Origin of the sequence: Brenneria populi, assembly GCF_036016195.1 — a bacterium.
GTDB classification, from domain to species: Bacteria; Pseudomonadota; Gammaproteobacteria; order Enterobacterales; family Enterobacteriaceae; genus Brenneria; species Brenneria populi.
This window is the reverse complement of record NZ_JAYWTM010000001.1, coordinates 832,019-846,787: the sequence shown is the minus strand read 5'-3', so window position 1 is coordinate 846,787 and position 14,769 is coordinate 832,019. Positions and strand designations below refer to the sequence as shown.

Genomic DNA, 14,769 nt, shown 5'->3' with positions numbered 1-14,769 from the left:
GCAGAGATTCTGTAATGTTATAATATAACAAACTACACGTTAAAAATAATGAGATAACATGCGATGCAACAGCATATTCAGCAAAAAACATGGTTAAAAAGTGTGTTTGTCGCCAGCGCACTGATCGCTTCCGGTGCGTCGATCGATACCGCTTCCGCTGAGGTGGTCACATCAATCCGCCCGCTGGGGTTTATCGCCGCGGCGATCGCGGAGGGCATTACGCCGACGGGCGTTCTGCTGCCCAACGGGGCTTCGCCTCACGATTATGCCTTGCGTCCGTCCGATGTCCAGCGTTTACAGTCCGCCGAACTGGTCATTTGGGTCGGCCCGGAGATGGAAGCCTTTTTAGGGAAGCCATTGTCGCAGATTGCGCCGGCAAAACAAATCAAGTTATCGGAATTACCGTCAATAAAAGCGCAATTGATAAAAGAAACTGAACATCACCATGAACATGACGACGAACACCATCATGAGCATGACGATGAGCATCATCATGATGCCCAACATGCGGATGAACACCGCCAAAGCGCCGCTTCAGAGCCTGAAGAGGGGGACGATGGGCATCATCACGGCGAGTACAATATGCACATTTGGCTCTCTCCCGAGATGTCGAAACAGGCCGCCGTCGCCATTCACGCAAAATTATTGGAACTTATGCCTCAAAATAAGGACAAACTAGACGCGAATCTGCTTTATTTCACAGATAAAATCGCGCAGACAGACAAAAAAATTGCTAACATGCTAGCGCCTGTGCGGGGTAAGGGTTATTTCGTGTTTCATGACGCCTACGGCTACTTTGAGCAACGCTACGGTTTAAGTCCATTAGGCTATTTTACGATTAACCCCGCCATCCAACCTGGAGCGCAGCGTTTACATCAGATTCGAACACAGTTGGTTGAGCATAAAGCCGTATGTGTTTTTGCTGAGCCACAATTCAGGCCGGCCGTTATTAATGCTGTCGCCAAAGGAACCGACGTGCGCTCGGGCGTGCTGGATCCGTTGGGAAGCGATATCGCACTGGGTAAAGATAGCTATGTGAACTTCTTGTCGCATCTGTCGAGCCAGTATCTGAGCTGCCTGGAGGAAAAATCATGAGGATACGAATAAGTGCAGCGGATAGTCCGAACTATCTCTCTGGCGTATAACAGCCTACCTCGACCCCACCGCGTGATGCTGGGGTCGCTTACCGTTATTACACTGGCCGTCGCCGTTTGGCGGCCTTTTGTTTATCCCCCCGTTAACGACGCGCCGGTACTGGTGAAAGACGTCGCGCTGGAAGCCAACCAACTGCGCACGCTCACCCCGGAAGCCAGCGAACCTATCGATCAGCCCACGCCTGATGATGATATTCCTCAGGATGAGCTGGATGACAAAACCGATGAAGACGGCGCCGTGCATGAATATGTCGTTTCGACCGGCGATACGTTAAGCAGCATCCTAACCCAGTACGGCATCGACATTGCGGACGTCACCCAGCTTGCCGAAGGAAATCCGGCGCTGCGTAATCTTAAAATCGGTCAGCAGATATCCTGGACGCTCAATGAGAATGGCGACTTACAGAGTCTGACCTGGCAAATGTCGAGGCGTGAAACCCGGGTGTATGAACGCGTAGGCGCCGATTTTAAAGAGCGGATCGACACCCTGAAAGGCGAGTGGCGCAACAGCGTGCTTTCGGGGCGCTTAAACGGCAGTTTCGTCAACAGCGCGAAAAACGCCGGGTTAACCCACGGTGAAATCAGCGCGGTGATCAAAGCGCTGCAGTGGCAGCTGGATTTCCGCAAGCTGCGTAAAGATGACTCCTTCGCGGTGCTGATGTCCCGCGAGATGCTGGATGGACGTAGCGAACAGAGCGAATTACTGGGCGTTCGCCTGAATAGCGGCGGGAAGGATTATTACGCTATCCGCGCCGAAGACGGCAAATTTTACGATCGCGAAGGCTCCGGTTTAACGCGCGGGTTCATGCGTTTTCCAACCATCAAGCAGTTCCGCATCTCTTCTAATTTCAATCCGCGACGTCTTAACCCCGTTACCGGCCGCGTGGCGCCGCATAAGGGCGTCGACTTCGCCATGCCGGTGGGGTCGCCGGTGCTGGCCGTCGGCGATGGGGAAGTGCTTATCGCCAAGCGCAGCGGCGCGGCGGGCAACTATGTCGCGATACGACACGGCCGACAGTACACCACGCGCTATATGCATTTGAATCGTATATTGGTGAAGCCGGGGCAAAAGGTTAAGCGCGGCGATCGCATCGGTCTGTCCGGCAACACCGGGCGTTCCACCGGCCCGCATCTGCACTATGAGTTTTGGATAAACCAGCAGGCCGTCAATCCGCTAACCGCGCAGCTGCCGCGTTCTGAAGGCCTGAGCGGTAAGGAACGTCGCGATTATCTGGCGCAGGTAAAAGAAGTTGTGCCGCAGCTTCAGTTTGATTAGTCGCTGATGGCGAATTATCCAGCCGGCAGCTTGCTGCCGGCGTTTTCATTTATTACCCCTTTCATTTTTGCACGTTGCCGGTATGTTAACCTCAATAGCGGCTTTTACAGATTTCGTCTCCCCGGTCGACGTTTTTCCGCGCCCTGGAAAAAACGCCCGGCGCCGGTGGATTGATGGGATATCGGTTCTTGATGTTTTTGCTTGCGCTTTATTTGAAGAGTTGATGATGGAAAAAGAGAAAAAAACCAGCGCTGAGTTTATTCCTCAGTTCAAGAAAGCCTTTTATTACCCGCAATATTGGGGAACCTGGCTGGGCATCGGGGCGATAGCCGTCGCCGCCTATATCCCCGCGCGTTTGAGAAACCCGGTTTTGGGCGGATTAGGCCGTCTGGTCGGGCGGTTTGCCAAGGGCGCCCGTCGACGGGCGCGTATTAACCTGCTGTATTGCATGCCTGAGTTAACCGAGGCGCAGCGTGAAGCGATTATCGATGATATGTTCGCCACGGCGCCGCAGGCGATGGTGATGATGGTGGATGTGGGCATCCGCGACCCTAAAAAGGTGGAGAAACACGTCCGCTGGCACGGCGAAGAGATACTGAATAAATTAAAAGCGCAGGGCCGGAATGTGATTTTTCTGGTGCCGCATGGCTGGGCCGTCGATATTCCGGCTATGCTGATGACCTCCCGCGGACAGCGCATGGCCGCGATGTTTCACAACCAGAAAAACGAACTGGTGGACTATTGGTGGAATACGCTGCGCCGTCGTTTCGGCGGGCGTATACACGCGCGCAATGACGGTATCAAGCCCTTCATCACTTCCGTGCGGCAAGGGTGCTGGGGGTATTATCTTCCCGACCAGGACCACGGGGCGGAGCACAGCGAGTTCGTCGATTTTTTCGCCACTTACAAGGCGACGCTGCCGGCGATTGGCCGCCTGATGAAAGTTTGTCGCGCCGATATCGTTCCGCTGTTTCCGGCGTATAACGCCAAAGAGAGCCGTCTCGACGTTTTTATCCGACCGCCAATGGACGACTTGGCCGATGCCGACGACAAATACATCGCTCGCCGCATGAATGAGGAAGTTGAAATTCTGGTCAGACCGAATCCGGAGCAGTACACCTGGATCCTAAAGCTGTTGAAAACCCGTAAGCCGGGCGAAATCGAACCCTATTGCCGGGACGATCTGTACCGCAAAAAGCGGACATAGCGCTTTTTGCGGTCATGCCCGTTTTTTCAGGCATGGCCGCTCTACTTTTACCGGTTATTCCACCCGCAGGATGCGCGTGGTGTTGGTGGTTCCCACGGTGCCCATCACATCGCCCTGGGTCACAATCACCAGATCCCCGGACATCAGGAAGCCTTTATCCCGCAGCCGGATGACCGCGTCGTTGGCGGCGGCGACGCCGTCGGTATAGCTGTCGAAGTGTACCGGCGTTACGCCGCGATAAAGCGCGGTCAGATTCAGCGTGCGTTCATGACGCGACATAGCGAAAATGGGCAGGCCGGAACTGATACGCGACATCATCAGCGCGGTGCGCCCGGATTCCGTCATGGCGATCAGCGCCGTCACCCCTTTCAGGTGGTTGGCGGCATACATCGCCGACATGGCGATTGACTCTTCAATATTATCGAACTGAACGTCAAGACGGTGTTTGGAGACGTTGATGCTGGGAATTTTCTCCGCGCCAAGACAGACTTTCGCCATTGCGGCCACGGTTTCGGCCGGATACTGCCCGGCGGCGGTTTCAGCGGAAAGCATCACGGCGTCGGTGCCATCCAGCACGGCGTTGGCCACATCCATCACCTCCGCGCGCGTCGGCATCGGATTGGTGATCATGGATTCCATCATCTGTGTCGCCGTGATGACCGCGCGGTTGAGCTTGCGGGCACGGCGAATCAGTTTTTTCTGGATGCCAACCAGTTCGGGATCGCCGATTTCGACGCCCAGATCGCCGCGGGCGACCATGACGACATCGGACGCAAGAATGATATCGTCCATGGCCTCATCGGAGGCGACCGCTTCGGCGCGCTCCACTTTGGAGACGATTTTCGCGTGGCAGCCCGCATCGCGAGCAAGACGGCGCGCGTAATTGAGATCCTCACCGGTGCGGGGGAAGGATACCGCCAGATAATCCACGCCGATTTTAGCGGCGGTGACGATGTCCTCTTTATCTTTTTCCGTCAGCGCTTCGGCGGAAAGGCCGCCGCCGAGTTTGTTAATTCCTTTATTGTTGGACAAGGGACCGCCGACGGTGACTTCGGTGTAAACCTTCATGCCTTCGACCCGCAGGACCTTCAGCTGCACGCGGCCGTCATCCAGCAGCAGAATATCGCCGGCGACAACGTCGGCGGGGAGGCCTTTGTAATCAATACCGACTTTTTCTTTATCGCCTTCGCCTTTGGGCAGGTTCGCATCCAGCAGGAATTTATCGCCGATGTTCAGGAAAATTTTACCTTCCTTGAAGGTAGATACGCGAATTTTTGGACCCTGTAAATCCCCGAGAATAGCGACGTGGCAACCTAGTCTGGCGGCGATTTCGCGAACTTTATTGGCGCGCAGCTGGTGATCTTCCGCGGTGCCGTGAGAAAAGTTCAGGCGTACTACGTTCGCGCCTGCGGCGATAATCTTTTCCAGATTATTATCGCGATCGGTGGCTGGCCCCAGGGTAGTGACGATTTTGGTTCTTCTGAGCCGTCTGGACATGTATAACTCCGTTGACTTGTGAAGCAGTAGTGTTTCGATTAATGTCGGATAACGCGATGAAATGTAACTTTACAACGAAACTATTTCATCTGGGTTACCCGAATTCCGTATTGAACCTGGCGTATGGTGTAAGTGTATTGCGTCAAATAGCAATGACGCTTTAAAAGGAACCGCGGTTAACGAACTCATTGAGGGGGTTAATAAACGGTTCCTCTTTATCAAAACGCGATTCTCGCAACGCTTCTTTGACTCGCTTCAAGTTATCCCTGAATTTTGCTCCGCGCCGCAGCGTGAAACCGGTAGCCAGCACGTCAATCAGCGTAAGCTGCGCGATACGGGATACCATTGGCATATAAACATCGGTATCTTCCGGCACATCGACGAGCAGCACCAGAGAAGATTCGCGAGCGAGGGGCGTGCCCTCGGACGTTATCGCAATCACCGTCGCATCATTCTCACGCGCCAGGCGAGCCATTTCAACCAGGCTTTTAGTTCTGCCGGTATGAGAAATGAGCACGACGACATCGCCGTCGGCGGAATTCATACAGCTCATGCGCTGCATCACGATATCGTCGAAATAAACCACCGGGATATTGAAGCGGAAAAACTTGTTCATGGCGTCATGCGCTACGGCGGCCGACGCGCCGAAGCCGAAGAAAGAGATTTTTTTCGCTTGCGTCAGCACATCCACGGCCCGGTTAACGGCGGCGATATCGAGACGGGATTTCACATGCTCGAGTCCCGCCATCGTCGATTCAAAGATTTTGCTGGTATAGGCGTCGACATTATCATCTTCTTCGACGTTACGATTCACATAAGGTGTGCCGTTCGCCAGGCTCTGCGCTAGACGCAGTTTAAAATCGGGAAAGCCTTTGGTTTCCAACCGCCGGCAGAAGCGGTTGACGGTAGGCTCGCTGACTGCGGCCATTTTGGCCAGGGTCGCGATGCTGGAATGGATGGCCGTTTGCGGCGCGCTCAGAATAACTTCGGCGACCTTTCTTTCCGACTTGCTTAGCAGTTCCAGGTGGTTCTGAATTTTTTCCAGCATATTCATATAAAAAGGGCCATGTCAGTTTTTCCGATTGCAGTCAAAGGCGCACACGATACGGATTTTGTGAAAATATACACCGACCTGGCGACGGTTGGCAGAGGGCGAAGCCGGAAGTCGCGCGCTTTTTTTACCAGAACATGACATGTGTCTAACTTTCAGAAAGGTAATCCGCTGTCAGAAACGGTAAAAAATTTCTCTTCCAGGGAATGCGACGCGCGCGTGATTCCTGGCGACAGGCCGGTTTTTTCGCCTGCGCCGGTAAGCCATCAAGATGATGTTTGCGCTTTTTACCGGGTTTACTGGCCGGCGTCAAAAAGAGTACATTACGCTTGTAATAAAATTACAAAATCCCGCAACGAGGAGATAAACATGGCGGTAACTTCAACAGCCCAGGCGTGCGACCTGGTTATTTTCGGCGCTAAGGGCGATTTGGCGCGCCGTAAATTGCTGCCTTCACTGTATCAACTGGAAAAAGCAGGCCATATTCATCCAGACACGCGGATCATCGGCGTAGGGCGAGCCGATTGGAATAAAGCGGCATACACCCGCGTTATCCGCGAAGCGCTGGATACCTTTATGAAAGAGCCGATTGATGAAGCGTTGTGGGACACGTTAAGCAGCCGGTTGGATTTCTGCAATCTTGATGTGGAAGATACCCAAGGCTTTGGCAAGTTGGGCGATATGCTCGACCAGGAAAATCGCACCACGATCAACTATTTCGCCATGCCGCCCAGCACCTTCGGCGCGATTTGCCGCGGGCTGGGCGCCGCCGGGCTGAACAAAGAGCCGTCTCGCGTGGTGATGGAGAAGCCGCTGGGTACGGATCTGGCCTCTTCCCGGGCGATTAACGATCGGGTGGCCGAGTATTTTAATGAGTGCCAGGTTTACCGCATTGACCATTACCTGGGTAAAGAGACGGTGCTGAACCTATTGGCGCTGCGTTTCGCCAACTCTCTGTTCTCCGCCAACTGGGACAACCGCACGATAGATCATGTGCAAATCACGGTTGCGGAAGAGGTCGGGATTGAAGGGCGTTGGGGCTATTTTGATAAAGCGGGCCAGATGCGCGATATGATTCAGAATCACCTGTTGCAGATTCTGACCATGATCGCCATGTCGCCGCCTTCCGATCTGACCACCGACCGTATTCGCGACGAAAAAGTCAAAGTGCTGCGCTCATTACGCCGTATCGATCGCAACAACGTGCATGAAACGACGGTGCGGGGTCAGTATACCTCCGGCTTTGTTCAGGGGAACAAAGTCCCCGGCTACCTGGAGGAAGAGGGCGCCAATAAGACCAGCGACACCGAAACGTTCGTCGCCATTCGGGTTGATATCGACGACTGGCGCTGGTCCGGCGTGCCTTTTTATCTGCGCACCGGTAAACGCCTGCCGACTAAATGCTCTGAAGTCGTGGTGTACTTTAAAAATCCCGCGCTGAATCTGTTTCGCGACTCTTATCAGCAGCTCCCGCAGAATAAACTGATTATTCGCTTACAGCCGGATGAAGGCGTCGAAATTCAGATCCTGAATAAGATCCCCGGACTGGAGCATAAGCACCGTTTGCAAACGGTGAAGCTGGATTTGAGCTTCTCGGAAACATTTAATCAGCAGCACCTGGCCGACGCCTATGAACGTCTGCTGCTGGAAACCATGCGCGGGATCCAGGCGCTGTTCGTGCGCCGGGATGAGGTTGAAGAAGCCTGGAAGTGGGTGGATTCGATTATGGACGCATGGTCCATGGATAACGACGCGCCGAAGCCCTACCAGGCCGGTAGCTGGGGGCCGGTGGCATCGGTGGCGATGATCACCCGCGACGGTCGTTCCTGGAATGAATTTGAATAGCGTCGGCGTGATGACGCATAGGGTAATTGCGGTTTTATGTATGGCTAACGGTGCGGTCGGACGTCTGCAGTTCATGCAGATCCCTGTGGCAGGGGCGCGCCAGATGATTAATGATTGCCTGGTGGCATGACTGGAGATAACTTTTGATGAAAAACTGGAAAACCAGCGCGGAACAAATTTTGACGGCGGGTCCCGTCGTTCCGGTGATTGTGGTCAACAAACCGGAGCATGCGGTGCCGATGGCGAAAGCCCTGGTCGCCGGCGGCGTCCGCGTTCTGGAGCTGACTCTGCGCACCGATTGCGCCGTAGAGGCTATTCGCGCCATCGCCAAAGAAGTTCCCGAAGCGATTGTCGGCGCCGGTACGGTGACCAACCCGCAGCAGCTGGCCGACGTAACCGCAGCCGGCGCGCAGTTCGCCATCAGCCCGGGGCTAACCGAGCCGCTGCTGAAGGCGGCGACGGCCGGCAGCATTCCGCTGATTCCGGGCATCAGCACCGTATCCGAACTGATGCTGGGCATGGATTATGGTCTGCGCGAGTTTAAGTTCTTCCCGGCCGAGGCCAACGGCGGCGTGAAAGCGCTGCAGGCGATCGCCGGCCCGTTCGCCCAGATTCGTTTCTGCCCGACCGGCGGCATTTCGCCGAAAAACTACCGCGATTATCTGGCGCTGAAAAGCGTACTGTGCGTCGGCGGCTCCTGGCTGGTGCCGAACGACGCGCTGGAAAGCGGCGACTATGCGCGTATTACCCAACTGGCGCGTGAAGCGGTCGCGGGCGCGCAGGCGTAACGTTTTGCCTTGCTGAAGCCGCCTATGTTTTATGGGCGGCTTTTTACTCTCCCGCTAAAAACTATCCGCTGACCTTGACGGCGGACGCGGCCTTTTTCGCCAGCTCCACGGCTTCGTCAACGGTGGGCGCGGCGGCCAGCGCCACGCCCATACGGCGTTTACCGCCGATTTCCGGCTTGCCGAACAGACGAATCTGCGTAAAGGGCAGTAGCGCGTTTTCCAGCCCCTGATAGCGAACGTTCCGGCTTTCCAGCTCGGGGAGAATCACCGCGGATGCGGCGGCGCCGTCGTATTGACGAATGGCGCCGATGGGCAGCCCTAGAAATGCGCGTACATGCAGCGCGAATTCTGACAGATTCTGAGAGATCATCGTCACCATGCCGGTATCATGCGGGCGCGGAGAAACTTCGCTGAAGATCACCTCGTCGCCGCATACGAACAGTTCAACGCCAAATAACCCGTAGCCGCCCAGCGCCTTAACCACCTCGCCGGCTATTGCCCGCGCCCGCGTCAGCGCCTGCGCGCTCATCTGCTGCGGCTGCCAGGATTCGCGATAATCGCCGTCCTCCTGACGATGCCCTATCGGGGCGCAGAAGTGGATGCCATCCACCGCATGAACGGTCAGCAGCGTGATTTCAAAATCGAAATTAACCAAACCTTCAACGATAACCCGCCCACCGCCGGCCCGTCCGCCTTGCTGAGCATATTGCCAAGCTTTCTCCAACTGCCGGGGTTCGCGGATCAGGCTTTGTCCTTTGCCGGATGAGCTCATCACCGGTTTTACGATACAGGGATAACCGATGTCCGCGACGGCTTGACGAAAGCCAGCCTCGCTGTCGGCAAAGCGGTAGCTAGAGGTGGGAACGCCCAGGGTTTCGGCGGCCAGACGGCGAATCCCTTCACGATTCATCGTCAGCCGGGTTGCCTGCGCGCAGGGGACGACGCGGTTCCCCTGTTGTTCGAGCTGAACCAGCATATCGGTGGCCAGCGCTTCAATTTCCGGCACGATATAGTCAGGGCGTTCCGCCTCGACCAACGCCTTCAGCGCCTCGGCGTCCAGCATGTTAATGACGTGGCTGCGATGCGCAACCTGCATGGCCGGCGCGTCGGCATAGCGATCGACCGCGATAACCTCAAGACCCAACCGCTGGCACTCAATCGCCACTTCTTTGCCTAATTCGCCGGAGCCCAGCAACATCACGCGCGTGGCGTCGGGACGCAGGGCGGTTCCAATCGTTGACATAATGCTATCCTGATCTGGTAGTGAAAAACCGGCGCAGTATAAACGAAAACGTTTGCGCGCGCATCCGGGGCGGAGACGGGAGATCGCGCCCGCGCCAATGCGCACCGGTAATGTTTCCCCGTCGCTTGGCATAATCGGGTAATCGTGCCACTCTAGATTTCAGCAGCTTTTATCCCTGATCCATAGGCGCAATGCTGTTCACTTAAGCCCATTTTTAGGGGAAACACCGGGGGAGCTTCCCGTAGGGGTGCCTCACCCCGGTGGTCGCCCCGTGTATCTCGATACTTAAACGATCGGCATTAGATCCATCGGCGCGACTTAACAACAGAAGGACCACCATGACCCCACCGCAAGCAGCAAAAAGACCCCATCCTTTGACTATTCATAACGATACCCGCATCGATAACTACTATTGGCTGCGCGACGATGAGCGGGCCGACCCGGATATATTGGCCTATCTCCGCGAGGAGAATGACTATAGCGGCGCGGTGATGGCGCCCTATGACGGCCTGAAGCAGTCGCTCTATCATGAAATGGTCGCCCGAATACCGTCGGAGGATATGTCGGTTCCCTACGTCAGAAAGGGTTACCGCTATCAGAGTCGTTATGACCCGGGTAAGGAATATCCCATTTACCGGCGTCAGCCCGAGTCCGCGACGGATGAGTGGGAGACGCTGCTGGACGGCAATCAACGGGCGGAAAATCACGAGTTCTATAGTTTGGGGGCGCTGGAGGTCAGCCCTGATAATCAAATTTTGGCGTTATCGGAAGATTTTCTCTCGCGCCGGCAGTATGACATCCGTTTTCGCGATCTTAAGAGCGGCGAGTGGCTGCCTGATGTTATCGAAAAGGTCTCTTCCGGGGCGGAATGGGCGGCCGATTCCCGCATTCTCTATTACGTGCGCAAACATCCGCAAACGCTGTTGCCGTACCAGGTTTATCGCCATCGTCTGGGCTGCGAGCCAGCGGACGACGAACTGGTGTATGAAGAGCGGGACGATGCCTATTACGTCAGCCTGGGGAAAACAACCTCGGAACGCTATATCACGATTTATCTCAGCAGCACTACCAGTACGGAAGTGTTGCTGATCGATGCGGCGAAGGATGACGCGGCGCCGCTGGCGTTTATCGGCCGGCGTAAGGATCATGAGTATGACGTGGACCACTATCGGGACGCGTTTTATCTGCGCTCCAACCGGGAGGGGAAAAACTTTGGCCTGTACCGCACGCGGACGGCGGGGGAAGCGGAGCTGGAAACGCTGGTTGCGCCGCAGGAGCATCGGGTGCTGGAAAGTTTTGAACTGTTTCGCGACTGGCTGGTGCTGGAAGAGCGGGAGCGCGGGTTAACCCGTCTGCGGCAAATCCACTGGCAGACGCGGGAAGAGAAAAATATCACTTTCCATGACCCCAGTTATGTCACCTGGCTGTCCTATAATCCGACGCCGGAAACCGCACTGCTGCGTTACGGCTATGCTTCAATGACCACGCCAAGTTCACTTTACGAGCTGAATATGGATACCGGCCGGCAGCAGTTGCTCAAGCAGGCCGAAGTGCGGAACTTCACTTCGGATAACTATTGCAGCGAGCGTCTGTGGATCACCGCCCGGGACGGCATTGAAGTTCCGGTTTCCCTGGTGTATCACCGCGAACATTTCCAGCCGGGACGGAATCCTATACTGGTATATGGTTATGGCGCCTATGGCAGCAGCATGGAGCCGGATTTTAGCGTGAGCCGTCTGAGCCTGCTGGACCGGGGTTTTGTCTTCGCCCTGGCCCATATTCGCGGCGGCGGCGAATTGGGGCAGCAGTGGTATGACGACGGACGACTACTGAACAAAATGCATTCGTTCACCGATTTTATCGATATCTCAACCGCGCTGGCGGAAAAAGGCTACGGCGAGCGACAAAAAATATTTGCCATGGGCGGCAGCGCCGGCGGGCTATTGATGGGGGCCGTAGTGAATTTTGCGCCGGATTTATTTAAGGGCGTTGTCGCCCAGGTTCCGTTTGTCGACGTCCTGACCACAATGCTGGATGAGTCGATTCCCCTGACCACCGGCGAATATGACGAGTGGGGCAACCCCAACGATCGCGCGTACTATGACTATATCAAGCAGTACAGCCCGTATGACGGGGTAAAGGCGCAGGATTATCCGCATATGTTGGTTACCACCGGATTGCATGACTCGCAGGTGCAGTATTGGGAGCCGGCGAAATGGGTGGCCAAGCTGCGTGAAATGAAAACGGACGAGCGTCTTCTATTGCTCTATACCGACATGGATGCGGGACACGGCGGGAAATCGGGCCGCTTTAAACACTACGAGGATGTTGCGCTGGAGTATGCGTTTTTGCTGATGGTGCTGGAAACGGCGTGAGCCTCTGAGGGTAAACCCGCTGACGGCGGGTTTACCGAGCGGCAACAGCTGACCTTAACGAGCGGCGTCCGCCTGTGGCTGCGCCTTCTTGGCCCTTTTTTCCGCGCGTTTTTCCGCCGCGGTTTTCAGGGGTTTTTTCTTGCCGTTCTTTTTGCTGTCCATTCCTTTACTCATTTCTGACCTCGCTTGGTAAAAGGTTGGTTTGCCAATCTATTAACCGCCTGTTTTGCCCGAGATGCAAGGGGAAAAATATCTTTTTTCAAGATAAAATGGGTCGACAGCGCAATAATTACCGGATGTTATTTTGATTTTGGCTCGTAGGGCAGGCGAGAGAACTGCAAAGAGAGCTGGCGGTAAAACCCGACGCGTTCACGGAAATAGCCGCGCAGATGTTCCGGTTGTTCCTTCTCCACCATCTCCGGGATCACCGGCATGTTATAGCGTTCTTTGAAGGCGACGCCTGATGCCGCCAAATCCACATTGACTTTGTCCATCTCTTCTTTGGAAAGATCCGCCAAATTGTATCCCATGGGAAGGTTCTCCTGCTAAGACGCGTTGTGCGTCAAGGTAAAGCAGAGTCTGAAAAATGGCAAGTCTCGGCAATATCGCCTGATATTCAAAATAAGGGAAATCTCCCGGTCGGATTTTACGTTGCCTGGGCGTTGACTTTATTACCCGGCCCATCGCCGGCCTCGCTCCTTCGGGGGTGACGCAAGCGCTGTGGCGTTTCAGACTGTTGACAAACCTATCACCCATTATTGCCGTTCATCGGACTTTGTCAGCAAACTCGAACGCTTCGGCGTTTTTTTCCTGCAGCGCGAAATCTATTGGGTATATATATTTAACTTTTATCATCGATAATAAAAATGATTATCAATAATAATCGCGATTGTTTATTGTAAATAAAAATCAATATCAATAAATAATAGTTAACTATATGATTTTAAATGTTAAAATATTTAATGTTAATTTGGTTAATAATATGTTTTTATTTTTGATATTCAGGCATAATAAGCCGCAACACATTTACCTGCCAGAGAAATAGGGAATAACCATGTTAAAAAAAGAAATGATTCAAAAACTAAACGAGCAGCTTAACCTCGAGTTTTATTCCGCTAATTTATACTTACAGATGAGCGCCTGGTGTGGCGATAAAGGTTTTGAAGGCGCATCCGCTTTTCTGAAAGTGCACTCTCAGGAAGAAATGGAGCATATGCAACGCCTGTTCGACTATCTTAATGATACCGGCAGCCTGCCGATTTTAGGCGCTATTCCTGCGCCGCCGGTGGATTTCGCCTCGCTGGCCGACGTATTCAAACAGACCTATGAACATGAGCAACTGATCACGGCGAAAATTAATGAGCTGGCTCATGAGGCCATGACCTTACAGGATTATTCTACATTCAACTTCCTGCAATGGTATGTCGCGGAACAGCATGAAGAAGAAAAACTGTTCAACTCCATCCTCGATAAGCTGTCGCTGGTTAATACCAGCGAAGGCGGCCTGTTCTTTATCGATCAGGATCTGAAGAAAATGGCGGCCGGCGTCGCAGGCGGCGCGTCAGCCTGAGTATTCCGGCCTGACATATCGCCAGTCCGGACCGAGTGCAAAAAACGACCTGACTGAGGCAATTCGTCGCGAGTGTGCCAGAGTAAGAGAGAGCGGCAATGCGCATCGGCGCGCATTGCCGTTAAACGAAGAACCCCATTTCGCCGCGCCTTCTGATTGCGCGCCGGTAAACGCCCCGTCGCCGCACCTTGTTATGTCTCTTTTAAGTCATCCACCTTGCCGGGATGCGGGCCTTGCCGCTCGACTTCGGCGATCGCTATCGTTATGATCTTCTCAGACGGCATATATCTAGTAACCTTCTGTTTTATAGGGTTTGAGGTCCGTCTTTTGAGGGCGGAAAGCGATATGGCCGCGATGGGCGCAGGCGTCTAAACAATCATGCTCAGGAACATCATGATGAAGAAACTAATGCTAACTCTTATTCTCGTTTCCGCCTCGGCGGATGCTTTTGCTGCGGCAAAACTGGCGAATATCAGCCGGTTACAGTACGGAGATCGATGGGCCTTCACGCGGGAAGAGGTGCAGTTGATTTGCCGGCCGGGAAAAGCGCTGTTTGCCCTCCATACCGGCACGTTGATGCAATATCCGCTCAATGACGCCGCAATCGCGCAGATGAAAGCCGGATTGGTAAAGGCGCAACCGATAGACGCCATCTGGCTGGACGATGCCAATAACCCAGGACATAAGAAGAGCCTGCAACCTTTTGTTCAGCTTGCCGAACAGCTTTGCCAACCCGACGGCCAGCCGTGAAGGCACTGATTTT

General features: G+C 54.4%; 12 protein-coding genes. 8 read left to right on the top strand and 4 right to left on the bottom strand.

Translation table 11 applies throughout. The annotated features are described in order from the left end of the window. Positions 1 to 63: 63 nt before the first annotated feature. The 3 genes from znuA (at position 64) to lpxM (ending at position 3,637) form a co-directional block, all read left to right on the top strand. Positions 64 to 1,095, top strand: a complete 1,032-nt coding sequence (gene znuA, locus VSX58_RS03825) for a zinc ABC transporter substrate-binding protein ZnuA (RefSeq protein WP_327616883.1) — start codon at positions 64 to 66, stop codon at positions 1,093 to 1,095. Positions 1,096 to 1,107: 12 nt separating this feature from the next. Next, the gene (mepM, locus tag VSX58_RS03820; RefSeq protein ID WP_327616882.1) at positions 1,108 to 2,430 is read left to right on the top strand and encodes a murein DD-endopeptidase MepM; all 1,323 of its coding nucleotides are present in this window, start codon (positions 1,108 to 1,110) and stop codon (positions 2,428 to 2,430) included. Between the two features lie 226 nt (positions 2,431 to 2,656). Continuing rightward, complete coding sequence (gene lpxM / locus VSX58_RS03815; protein WP_327614945.1) at positions 2,657 to 3,637, top strand: lauroyl-Kdo(2)-lipid IV(A) myristoyltransferase; 981 nt, start codon at positions 2,657 to 2,659, stop codon at positions 3,635 to 3,637. 54 nt (positions 3,638 to 3,691) lie between these two features. Here lpxM and pyk read toward each other — a convergent pair whose 3' ends face one another. After that, positions 3,692 to 5,134: a pyruvate kinase gene (pyk, locus tag VSX58_RS03810; protein ID WP_327614884.1), complete on the bottom strand. Its 1,443-nt coding sequence runs from the start codon at positions 5,132 to 5,134 to the stop codon at positions 3,692 to 3,694. 160 nt (positions 5,135 to 5,294) lie between these two features. Beyond that, the gene (locus VSX58_RS03805; RefSeq protein WP_327616881.1) at positions 5,295 to 6,188 is read right to left on the bottom strand and encodes a MurR/RpiR family transcriptional regulator; all 894 of its coding nucleotides are present in this window, start codon (positions 6,186 to 6,188) and stop codon (positions 5,295 to 5,297) included. A gap of 366 nt (positions 6,189 to 6,554) precedes the next feature. Between VSX58_RS03805 and zwf the strand changes: the two genes are divergently transcribed. Then, entirely contained in the window at positions 6,555 to 8,030 is a 1,476-nt protein-coding gene (zwf, locus tag VSX58_RS03800; protein WP_327616880.1) for a glucose-6-phosphate dehydrogenase, read from the top strand. Between the two features lie 146 nt (positions 8,031 to 8,176). Then, positions 8,177 to 8,818: a bifunctional 4-hydroxy-2-oxoglutarate aldolase/2-dehydro-3-deoxy-phosphogluconate aldolase gene (locus VSX58_RS03795; RefSeq protein ID WP_327616879.1), complete on the top strand. Its 642-nt coding sequence runs from the start codon at positions 8,177 to 8,179 to the stop codon at positions 8,816 to 8,818. 61 nt (positions 8,819 to 8,879) lie between these two features. On the opposite strand, the gene purT is transcribed toward VSX58_RS03795, so the two are convergent. Continuing rightward, positions 8,880 to 10,061: a formate-dependent phosphoribosylglycinamide formyltransferase gene (gene purT, locus VSX58_RS03790; RefSeq protein ID WP_327616878.1), complete on the bottom strand. Its 1,182-nt coding sequence runs from the start codon at positions 10,059 to 10,061 to the stop codon at positions 8,880 to 8,882. Positions 10,062 to 10,399: 338 nt separating this feature from the next. On the opposite strand from purT, the gene VSX58_RS03785 reads away from it, so the two are divergent. Continuing rightward, positions 10,400 to 12,436: a S9 family peptidase gene (locus tag VSX58_RS03785; protein ID WP_327616877.1), complete on the top strand. Its 2,037-nt coding sequence runs from the start codon at positions 10,400 to 10,402 to the stop codon at positions 12,434 to 12,436. A 299-nt stretch (positions 12,437 to 12,735) separates the two neighbouring features. On the opposite strand, the gene VSX58_RS03780 is transcribed toward VSX58_RS03785, so the two are convergent. Next, positions 12,736 to 12,966: a DNA polymerase III subunit theta gene (locus VSX58_RS03780; RefSeq protein WP_327616876.1), complete on the bottom strand. Its 231-nt coding sequence runs from the start codon at positions 12,964 to 12,966 to the stop codon at positions 12,736 to 12,738. A gap of 524 nt (positions 12,967 to 13,490) precedes the next feature. Here VSX58_RS03780 and ftnA point away from each other — a divergent pair. Together ftnA and VSX58_RS03770 are read left to right on the top strand one after the other, a co-directional pair. Then, positions 13,491 to 14,006 (top strand): non-heme ferritin, encoded by a 516-nt coding sequence (ftnA, locus tag VSX58_RS03775; protein WP_327614877.1) that lies wholly within the window; start codon positions 13,491 to 13,493, stop codon positions 14,004 to 14,006. 393 nt (positions 14,007 to 14,399) lie between these two features. Then, the gene (locus VSX58_RS03770) at positions 14,400 to 14,756 is read left to right on the top strand and encodes a YebY family protein (RefSeq protein WP_327616875.1); all 357 of its coding nucleotides are present in this window, start codon (positions 14,400 to 14,402) and stop codon (positions 14,754 to 14,756) included. Positions 14,757 to 14,769 lie beyond the last annotated feature (13 nt).

Coding starts and splice junctions, on each gene's coding strand:
- VSX58_RS03805 (WP_327616881.1), bottom strand. CDS start 6,188: ATGAATATGCTGGAAAAAATTCAGAACCACCTGGAACTGCTAAGCAAG.
- purT (WP_327616878.1), bottom strand. CDS start 10,061: ATGTCAACGATTGGAACCGCCCTGCGTCCCGACGCCACGCGCGTGATG.
- VSX58_RS03795 (WP_327616879.1), top strand. CDS start 8,177: ATGAAAAACTGGAAAACCAGCGCGGAACAAATTTTGACGGCGGGTCCC.
- VSX58_RS03785 (WP_327616877.1), top strand. CDS start 10,400: ATGACCCCACCGCAAGCAGCAAAAAGACCCCATCCTTTGACTATTCAT.
- lpxM (WP_327614945.1), top strand. CDS start 2,657: ATGGAAAAAGAGAAAAAAACCAGCGCTGAGTTTATTCCTCAGTTCAAG.
- znuA (WP_327616883.1), top strand. CDS start 64: ATGCAACAGCATATTCAGCAAAAAACATGGTTAAAAAGTGTGTTTGTC.
- VSX58_RS03780 (WP_327616876.1), bottom strand. CDS start 12,966: ATGGGATACAATTTGGCGGATCTTTCCAAAGAAGAGATGGACAAAGTC.
- zwf (WP_327616880.1), top strand. CDS start 6,555: ATGGCGGTAACTTCAACAGCCCAGGCGTGCGACCTGGTTATTTTCGGC.
- ftnA (WP_327614877.1), top strand. CDS start 13,491: ATGTTAAAAAAAGAAATGATTCAAAAACTAAACGAGCAGCTTAACCTC.
- VSX58_RS03770 (WP_327616875.1), top strand. CDS start 14,400: ATGATGAAGAAACTAATGCTAACTCTTATTCTCGTTTCCGCCTCGGCG.
- pyk (WP_327614884.1), bottom strand. CDS start 5,134: ATGTCCAGACGGCTCAGAAGAACCAAAATCGTCACTACCCTGGGGCCA.